This is a genomic window from Paenibacillus tundrae (genome assembly GCF_030812775.1).
GTDB classification, from domain to species: domain Bacteria; phylum Bacillota; class Bacilli; order Paenibacillales; family Paenibacillaceae; genus Paenibacillus; species Paenibacillus tundrae_A.
In genome coordinates this window covers 117,468-124,995 of the sequence record NZ_JAUSTI010000016.1, presented here as the reverse complement: position 1 = coordinate 124,995, position 7,528 = coordinate 117,468, and the positions used below count along the sequence as shown (strand labels likewise).

Here is a 7,528-nt window from a genome sequence, read left to right as displayed (position 1 = left end):
CCACACGTACCCATCCCGAACACGACCGTTAAGCCCTCTAGCGCCGATGGTACTTGGACCGCAGGGTCCTGGGAGAGTAGGACGCCGCCAAGCAACAAAAGGCACATTCGATTAACTTCGAATGTGCCTTTTTTTATTTATTCATGTGTTATTCTTATTTTCACGTAGTTGTTTTTACATTGTTCCGTTTCTAAATTTGCTAACGTGTGAAAACATTAAAGGCTTTGCACTCACTGAGAACTGGTGTTAGCAATATAAGAAGCCCGCATTTGTATAATTTCCCTCACTCATTGCAATATGGGCGCCTTTCAGGCATTATATTGCAATGAGCTGGGGAAGGATGAGTTATAGACTTCTTTTTAGTAGTGGGGATTGAATTCAAGGCTATTAAGGGGTTATTACGCGAATCATGTTATATACATAACGGCTACTATTTACTGGATTACGTTTCGGATTATTGATTTGCATCTGGGTGGAGCCCGATCCATCGAGCATGATGGAATTCACTGCATTCAAACCGAGATCATCCATAATGTCTCGCATGAACGGAACGCTTCCCTGTCCTGCAATGAGGTAAGCATCATTGTTTTTCCAGGCTAAGATCGTTCTGGGAATGGATAGGTAGTATCCAAGCTCGCCTTTTATAGAGGAACCACCCCAGTTCTCCAGGTTGTAATCATTACCGCCAATGACCATCTCCACCGTTGATTTTGGATAATAGGCGTATACCTCATTGAGGTTTTTGACATATAAATGTGTTGCTCTAAGTGAGCCATTCATATCTTTATAGAAAACAGCTGTCTTACGGGAAATCTCGTTACCACTCACCGAAGTATTGGATAGATAGTTCTTTTTCAGCGTTCGACCTTCATAGGTAACGGTCTGATTCTCCTCCCCTTTGACATAGATAATGGAGGAACCTCCGGTTGGAGGGCTGTTGTAGCCTTGAGTTGCTTCGAAGAACCCACCATTAATGCCCACATGAGATGTTTTATTCAGTGGCCGAAGCACCGTTTCAGATTTAATGTTACTTAGTGAGGTTTTAATCACGTGCTGCTCCACGATTGCGGCCGGGATGTGTTTCCAAGAATAGTATTCATAGTTTGCCATAATAACTCTCTCCTTTTTCTGTGTTTTTGTCCTTGCATATATAGGGGAATTTAAAGAAGAAGTTACAATCCTGCTCTTAAACTTTTTTAGATAATCACTTCTTGAAACCGTATCATATGACCGTAACCCAACTAGTCATAATGAGTGGCTTTTTTGTGCTGGAGCTGAATATATACAGATGTGGAATGATAGCTAAACAACCAATCTGAGTAGGCACAGCTAGAAGCTTTCTTTCTATAAGTGGGCATTGGAAAACATAGACTTCACATATCGCACGGAATTATACCTCCATTATTGAATAAGAATAAGCAAAACATATGGAGAAAAGCGAGGAGTAGAGGATACGCATATAGGAACGATAGCTGTTAAAATTGATAAAATTACATCATTTAAGGAGCAATAATTGTAAAAAAATGATATAGTAATAGGAACAGATGTTCTGTTTTTGGTTGTAAAATATCTGATTGGTTTACCCTATAGGTGTACGAGATAAGATCAAAAAGGAGTGATTATTCCATTGCAAAATGAGCAAACAGTTTTCGAGAGATATAGGAGGGAAATTTATAGAATTGGATGGCGAGTTCAGTATAGGGCGAGAAAAATTAAGCAGCGGGAGTTGCCAATGTATGACGGTGAGCTCTTCAATCAAAGTTTCACAGTACCAGTGGATGATCGTATTATCATCGAACAGCTTATTAACACGCTTCCTATGAATGGAAGGGAAATTCTGCACAAAATTTATTTCGAAGGGTATACGGAGGCAGAAGTAGCCAGGCACCTGAATATAAGCCAACAGGCGGTGAACAAATGGAAGAGAAAAATGTTGAATCTGTTATCTCAGAAAGTAAGTTCATAGAACTGTTAGCAGCTGCAAGAAATAAAGATCCCCAAGCTACAGTTGAACTGCTCCAATTGTTTAACTCAGACATTCGAAGATTAAGTCAGTTTATCTATTTGCCACCTGAAGATGCAGCATCAGAGATCATCATTGAATTTCTTGAGTTCCTTCACAGCGAGGAGTAGACCCGACTTAGGATTAAGGAGATAAATATAATTCAATTCAGTAGAAAATCTAGGTGGACTAACCTGAGTGAAAAGAATTTGAGATCTAGCTTGATTGAGGATAGAGAGTAAAGATCAGCGTGGGTAAATTCAGAAATTTTAAATTTAAATCTGGAAACTTTAAAACTTAAAACTTAAAACCTCAAAAATTAGTGATTGGTGGGGATGAGGATTGATAACACGCTCGTAAAACTTACGTTGTGGAATCGTAAAATACCCAAAGAAGATCGTAAACGTATATCGTGTTTATGATCTTCTTTTTTTGTTATGTGTGAAGATAAGATAATCTCCCTATATGAACATAGGCGCAGTTAACTTAATTTAGTCAAAGGTTAATATGGTTAACTACCCTCGTCATGACGTGGGGCGCCCTGTGCTAGGCGTTAATTGCCTTGTATCTTCCAGTGCGTGCACTATCCTTCAATGCCAGGAACCGCGACTCCACAAGATTGGCGCACAACAAGCTCTGGCTCCACTTTGATGCATTGGTTGTCCATCTGCTTATTCATTAGGTCAAACAGGATCATGGCGGCCAGGCGACCGATCTTGTCGGTATCTTGCTTAACTGTAGTCAGCGGTGGATCTGTATAACGACAAGCTTCGATATCGTCACACCCTGCAATGGCAATGTCTTCAGGAATACGAAGCCCTGCTTCTTTGAAGGCGCGCATCGCACCGAATGCCAGTAGATCTGTAGCTGCAAATACAGCACGAGGCAGCTCACCACGAGCCAGCATTTCTTTCGCAGCCTGATAGCCGTCCTCAGCAGCATAATCCTTGCTGTACACCATCCATTCAGGCTTGGTATCAAGACTAAACTGTTTTAGTGAGCGCTTAAAAGCATCTTCACGCTGCTGCATGACGAGTGAAGCACGCTGTAGACCGATGAAGCCAATGTCCCGGTACCCGTTCATATAGAAATGCTCAACGACCTTTGGCGAGATTTTCTCGTTGTCGGACATGATGTAACAAGAGCCTTGTCCCGTTAATTCAATGTCAATACCAATGCAGGGGATGGGACTCGCATCCAGGTCATACACACTACTTTCCACCTCATCACCCGCAATGATGATGCAGCCGTCGACTTGAAAATATTTGGATCTAGCTAAATAATCTTCTCCCTGATCAAGGAACTTTTCGTTAGAAAAAAAGAGCAGATCATAGCCGAGCAAGCCTATTTGCTTCTTGAACGTGTTAATGACTTGCACGAAGAATGGATGACTAAAATCAACATTGAGCTTGCCGGCGAACACTACACCGACAAGGTTGGATTTCTTCGTGGCCAGCGTTTTGGCAGAGGAGGAAGGCCGATACCCGTTCTCATCCATAATTTTAAGTACACGCTGACGGGTCTCTTCGCTAATATCGGAATAGTTATTGATTATTTTGGAGACTGTCGCTACAGAGACGCCGGCTATATTGGCAATCGTTTTGATATTCATTAAACATCCTCCGGCTCCTAAACTAGTTTCGATAGATTGAGTTGTGTAAGTTTTCACTTTCCTGCCTGTATTTTATGCTACAATGCCAGCTGAGTCAACCGTTACCCCTTATAAATAAGGGACAAAACTCTACGTATGCTTCAAATCTATAAATGTGAATGGCTATGTTATTCAAGAGAAATGATAGAACTCCACTAGAATTATAGGTATTTTACGAAACTGCTATGTCGTTTTCAGTATTAAAACAGAGTTTGTCTCCAAAAACGACCTCGTTAGAAGGCTGAATGTTGTATGACATCGTAGGTGTTTAGATGAATTTTCGGGTTTTGCAATTCAATGTATCTTGGAGTGGTTAACAAAAAAAACCTTATATTATAAGGGTTTTTACTTCCTTTTAGAAAAAAACAAAAATCCACTATTTACAAATTTTAAAGTCGCATTCATAATGAGTGAGTAATCAACGAAACTGATTTCGTTAATATTATCTCAAAATCATTGGGGGACACAGACATGTTCAGAAAACTTTTAATGATGTCATTTGTAACCGTTTTAATTTTGGTTCTTGCAGCTTGTAGCAATGCAGAGGAGACGGCAGGAGGCTCGTCAATGGACGGCGGCAAGGAGAAGGTCACACTTAAGATCATTCACTGGCAGCAAGAGAATATTAACAACTACATCAAGGAATTCAATAAGAAATTCGAAGAAAAGTATCCTGAGGTAAAGGTTGAATACACAACGGTTCCAGCCGATGCAACGTATGATCAACTGATGCAGACGCGGATGAATGCTGGTGATTCAGGGGATGCGGATATTATCCCGTTGAAATCTAGCTTTGTTGGAGCACCACAGGACTGGTCTCCAGGAGCAGCTGATCCGATGTGGAAGCAATGGATCGATGCTGGGCTGATCGCTGATCTGTCTGACCAAGCATTTGTGAAAAATTACAATGAAGTTGATGTGCAAAATGCCATGACGTATAACGATAAGGTATATGGCGTGAACATGGGTAAGGTTGCATTCACAGGTTTGTTCTACAACAAGGACTTGTTTGCTAAATATAACCTTCAAGTTCCAACAACGTGGACTGAGCTGCAAAATGTAATTAAGGTGCTTAAAGATAATGGCGTAGAGCCACTTGGCTTCGCAGGAAAAGATGTATGGCCAATCAACCTTGCGGTACAAGGACTGCAAGCTTCCATTCATGATGATCAATTGAGTTATATCCAGGGATTGTGGACAGGAGAGACGAAGCTGACCGATCCAGTACAGATCGAAGTGCTTCAGAAGTCCCAAGATCTGATGAACAGCGCAATGAACGGTTTTATGGGAATTGACTATGGCACACTGCCAACACTGTTTGCGACAGAACGCGTTGCAATGATCGCTGATGGTACATGGGATGCAACGACGATCCAAACAGCAAATCCTAATCTGAAGTTCGGATATTTCCCTATTCCAGGTAGTGATGATGCAGCGAAAAACAAAGATTTGGCCGGTAAATATGATATGACTTGGATGATTGTTGAGAAATCACCGAAGAAGGAATATGCACTGAAGTGGCTTGAGATGTTGTCTGAGAAACAGAACTATACTGACTTTGTCAACGCAGCGGGCTTCCTGCCAACTCAACCTGATGTTGCTCTGACCAGTGAATTCATCAAAGAAATCCAGCCTTATCTGGACAACTTTAAGCTCTCATGGGATCAGCTCTTCATCAACCGTCAAAATGTAGGACAGTACATTGCTGAATCCAGTGTACACGCAGAGCTGTTGAAGCCAGCAGGACCACTTAACACACCTGAGGAGCTTGCAGCAAAATCCCAGGCAGACTGGGATGCGGCAGCGCCTAAATAAATAGAGTAATCGAATTAGAACGTTGAATTAGCACATCAGGTACGGTAATTGTGTCGAATGCGCCGGAATAGCGCTCAGGGTCAATACCTTCGGGTGAGCCGGGCTGTTATTCCGGCGTTATTTGAATAGATCGTATCACCAGATGAAAGGTGTGAGTCATATGTATCCCTTTGGAAAAGGAAAAGCTCGCCTTATTCCGTATTTATTTTTGAGTATCCCCTTATTACTATATATTGTGTTTGGCTTTGGGCCATCAGTTGTCACTGTGCTATTCTCGTTCACCGATGCTACGGGGGTGCGGGGACAGTCCTGGAACTTTATCGGATTAGACAATTATGCAACGTTCTTCGGGGCTTCGAACTCCGGTGATCGGCTGGCAGCGATTGGACGGTCATTGTACTTTGCCTTTGCCGTTGTCATTATCCAAAATGCTGTCGCATTGTTCATGGCTGTGTTAATCAACAAGAAGCTACGTGGTGACAATCTATATCGTGCAGTGTTCTTCCTACCCGTTGTGCTAGGGGTAACGGTATCAGGTCTGATCTGGCAGCTTGTTGCCAATCCACTTGGTGGACCTGCACAGTCTGTACTGAACTTCTTCGGCACGAGTTCAAACTTTTTCGGAGATTATAATATTGCCTTTGAATTAATTATCTTTGTGCAGATCTGGATGTACATGGGCTACTCGATGACGATATTTCTCGCGGGTCTGCAATCGATCCCAAGTGACCTGTACGAAGCGGGATATATGGATGGAGCTTCTGGCTGGAAGGCGTTCAAGAACATTACCTTCCCCATGATTGCACCGGCATTTACGGTCAATATGTTGCTCTCGATCATCGGTGCACTGCAAACCTTTGACATCATCTACGTGCTCACAGGTGGTAAATTCAATACGACTACACTAGCCTTTGACGTATATGCTACAGCGTTTGGTAGTGGAACGTCGGATTACGGTTTAGCGTCCGCAGTGGCGATGATCCAATTCTTGTTTGTATTTATTATCTCGATGGTGGCCTTGTTCTATCTTCGCAGAAGAGAGGTGGAGATGTAATGAAGCAGAGCAAATGGTCTCGAACGGTCAGCTATGTCATCGTACTGCTAATGCTGGCGTTATATATTTTCCCTCTGTTCTATCTGTTCAACGTATCGATGAAAACGCAGACGGAATACCTGATCGATCCGGTTGCGCTCGCTCAGGGTTTCCGATTAGAGAATTTTACTGAGGCTTGGACACGGGGGAACTTCTCTCAGTACATGTGGAATAGCGTGCTCTATACGGGGCTATCAACGATATTGACCTTGATTCTATCCATATTCGCGGCATTTCCGCTGGCAAGAAGATATGTGAAGTTCAGTACGTTCTTGTACGTTTTCTTCCTAGTCTCGATGTATCTTCCGAATCCGCTTATCCCACAATTTTCGTTGATTAATAGTTTAGGTCTCTATAACACACAGACCGGCTACATTTTGTTGAAAACGACGGGAACGGGCATTGCTTTCCTCATGTTTGTTGGTTATATCAAATCGGTTTCGCGTGAATTGGATGAGGCGGCAGCTATGGATGGGTGTGGATATACAAGATACCTGTTCACCATTCTGGTACCACTGATGAAGCCGATTTTGGCTACAGGTGTTATTTTGACAGCCATTGGCGTATGGAATGACATCATAGGGCCAACGATTTATTTGTCCGATCCGAGCTATCAACCCGTTACCAAGGGACTGTTCACGTTCTATGGTCAATATATGAACAACTGGCCATTACTCGCATGTGGGATATTGATCGTAACGTTGCCACTCGTGGTTTTATATGTCGTGTTACAACGCTTTATTGTAGGTGGTGCGATGGCTGGAGCCGTGAAATCGTAAGTGTAGATGAATGCCGCACATAATATTGCACAAGCAGCGGTTTAACCGTCACCTAACCAGACGATAGAACTGCGGGAACGCAGGGATCGCTCGCTAAAAAAGAAGAGGAACCTTTTCTGTTCGCAAGAATCTACCACTTCAAGCGTTAGCTAAGTGGGGGAGTATTCAAGTGGGGAACTTCCACGTCG

General features: G+C 42.7%; 7 protein-coding genes and 1 rRNA gene. 6 read left to right on the top strand and 2 right to left on the bottom strand.

Annotation, left to right across the window (positions count from 1 at the left end; all coding sequences use genetic code 11):
* Window positions 1–93 (top strand): 5S ribosomal RNA (gene rrf / locus J2T19_RS22860); the annotation flags it as partial.
* A gap of 294 nt (window positions 94–387) precedes the next feature.
* Here the strand turns inward: rrf and J2T19_RS22855 are convergent.
* Window positions 388–1,110 (bottom strand): phosphodiester glycosidase family protein, encoded by a 723-nt coding sequence (locus tag J2T19_RS22855; protein ID WP_307219901.1) that lies wholly within the window; start codon window positions 1,108–1,110, stop codon window positions 388–390.
* Window positions 1,111–1,732: 622 nt separating this feature from the next.
* On the opposite strand from J2T19_RS22855, the gene J2T19_RS22850 reads away from it, so the two are divergent.
* Together J2T19_RS22850 and J2T19_RS22845 are read left to right on the top strand one after the other, a co-directional pair.
* A complete protein-coding gene (locus tag J2T19_RS22850; RefSeq protein ID WP_307219899.1) occupies window positions 1,733–1,966 on the top strand; it encodes an RNA polymerase sigma factor in 234 nt (77 codons plus the stop codon).
* A complete protein-coding gene (locus J2T19_RS22845) occupies window positions 1,918–2,133 on the top strand; it encodes a hypothetical protein (protein ID WP_307219911.1) in 216 nt (71 codons plus the stop codon). Before J2T19_RS22850 ends, J2T19_RS22845 begins: the two co-directional genes overlap by 49 nt.
* A gap of 452 nt (window positions 2,134–2,585) precedes the next feature.
* On the opposite strand, the gene J2T19_RS22840 is transcribed toward J2T19_RS22845, so the two are convergent.
* A complete protein-coding gene (locus tag J2T19_RS22840; RefSeq protein ID WP_307219897.1) occupies window positions 2,586–3,614 on the bottom strand; it encodes a LacI family DNA-binding transcriptional regulator in 1,029 nt (342 codons plus the stop codon).
* Between the two features lie 510 nt (window positions 3,615–4,124).
* On the opposite strand from J2T19_RS22840, the gene J2T19_RS22835 reads away from it, so the two are divergent.
* The 3 genes from J2T19_RS22835 to J2T19_RS22825 all read left to right on the top strand — a co-directional run bounded on the left by J2T19_RS22835 (window position 4,125) and on the right by J2T19_RS22825 (window position 7,340).
* Window positions 4,125–5,468: an ABC transporter substrate-binding protein gene (locus tag J2T19_RS22835; RefSeq protein ID WP_307219895.1), complete on the top strand. Its 1,344-nt coding sequence runs from the start codon at window positions 4,125–4,127 to the stop codon at window positions 5,466–5,468.
* Between the two features lie 160 nt (window positions 5,469–5,628).
* Window positions 5,629–6,522, top strand: a complete 894-nt coding sequence (locus tag J2T19_RS22830; RefSeq protein ID WP_056697277.1) for a carbohydrate ABC transporter permease — start codon at window positions 5,629–5,631, stop codon at window positions 6,520–6,522.
* Window positions 6,522–7,340, top strand: a complete 819-nt coding sequence (locus J2T19_RS22825; RefSeq protein ID WP_307219893.1) for a carbohydrate ABC transporter permease — start codon at window positions 6,522–6,524, stop codon at window positions 7,338–7,340. The genes J2T19_RS22830 and J2T19_RS22825 overlap by 1 nt, the downstream gene beginning before the upstream one ends.
* The last annotated feature ends 188 nt before the right edge of the window (window positions 7,341–7,528 follow it).

What these genes read in the sequence shown, in the direction of transcription:
- J2T19_RS22855 (WP_307219901.1), bottom strand. Translation starts at nt 1,110, where the DNA reads ATGGCAAACTATGAATACTATTCTTGGAAACACATCCCGGCCGCAATC.
- J2T19_RS22835 (WP_307219895.1), top strand. Translation starts at nt 4,125, where the DNA reads ATGTTCAGAAAACTTTTAATGATGTCATTTGTAACCGTTTTAATTTTG.
- J2T19_RS22850 (WP_307219899.1), top strand. Translation starts at nt 1,733, where the DNA reads ATGTATGACGGTGAGCTCTTCAATCAAAGTTTCACAGTACCAGTGGAT.
- J2T19_RS22825 (WP_307219893.1), top strand. Translation starts at nt 6,522, where the DNA reads ATGAAGCAGAGCAAATGGTCTCGAACGGTCAGCTATGTCATCGTACTG.
- J2T19_RS22830 (WP_056697277.1), top strand. Translation starts at nt 5,629, where the DNA reads ATGTATCCCTTTGGAAAAGGAAAAGCTCGCCTTATTCCGTATTTATTT.
- J2T19_RS22845 (WP_307219911.1), top strand. Translation starts at nt 1,918, where the DNA reads ATGGAAGAGAAAAATGTTGAATCTGTTATCTCAGAAAGTAAGTTCATA.
- J2T19_RS22840 (WP_307219897.1), bottom strand. Translation starts at nt 3,614, where the DNA reads ATGAATATCAAAACGATTGCCAATATAGCCGGCGTCTCTGTAGCGACA.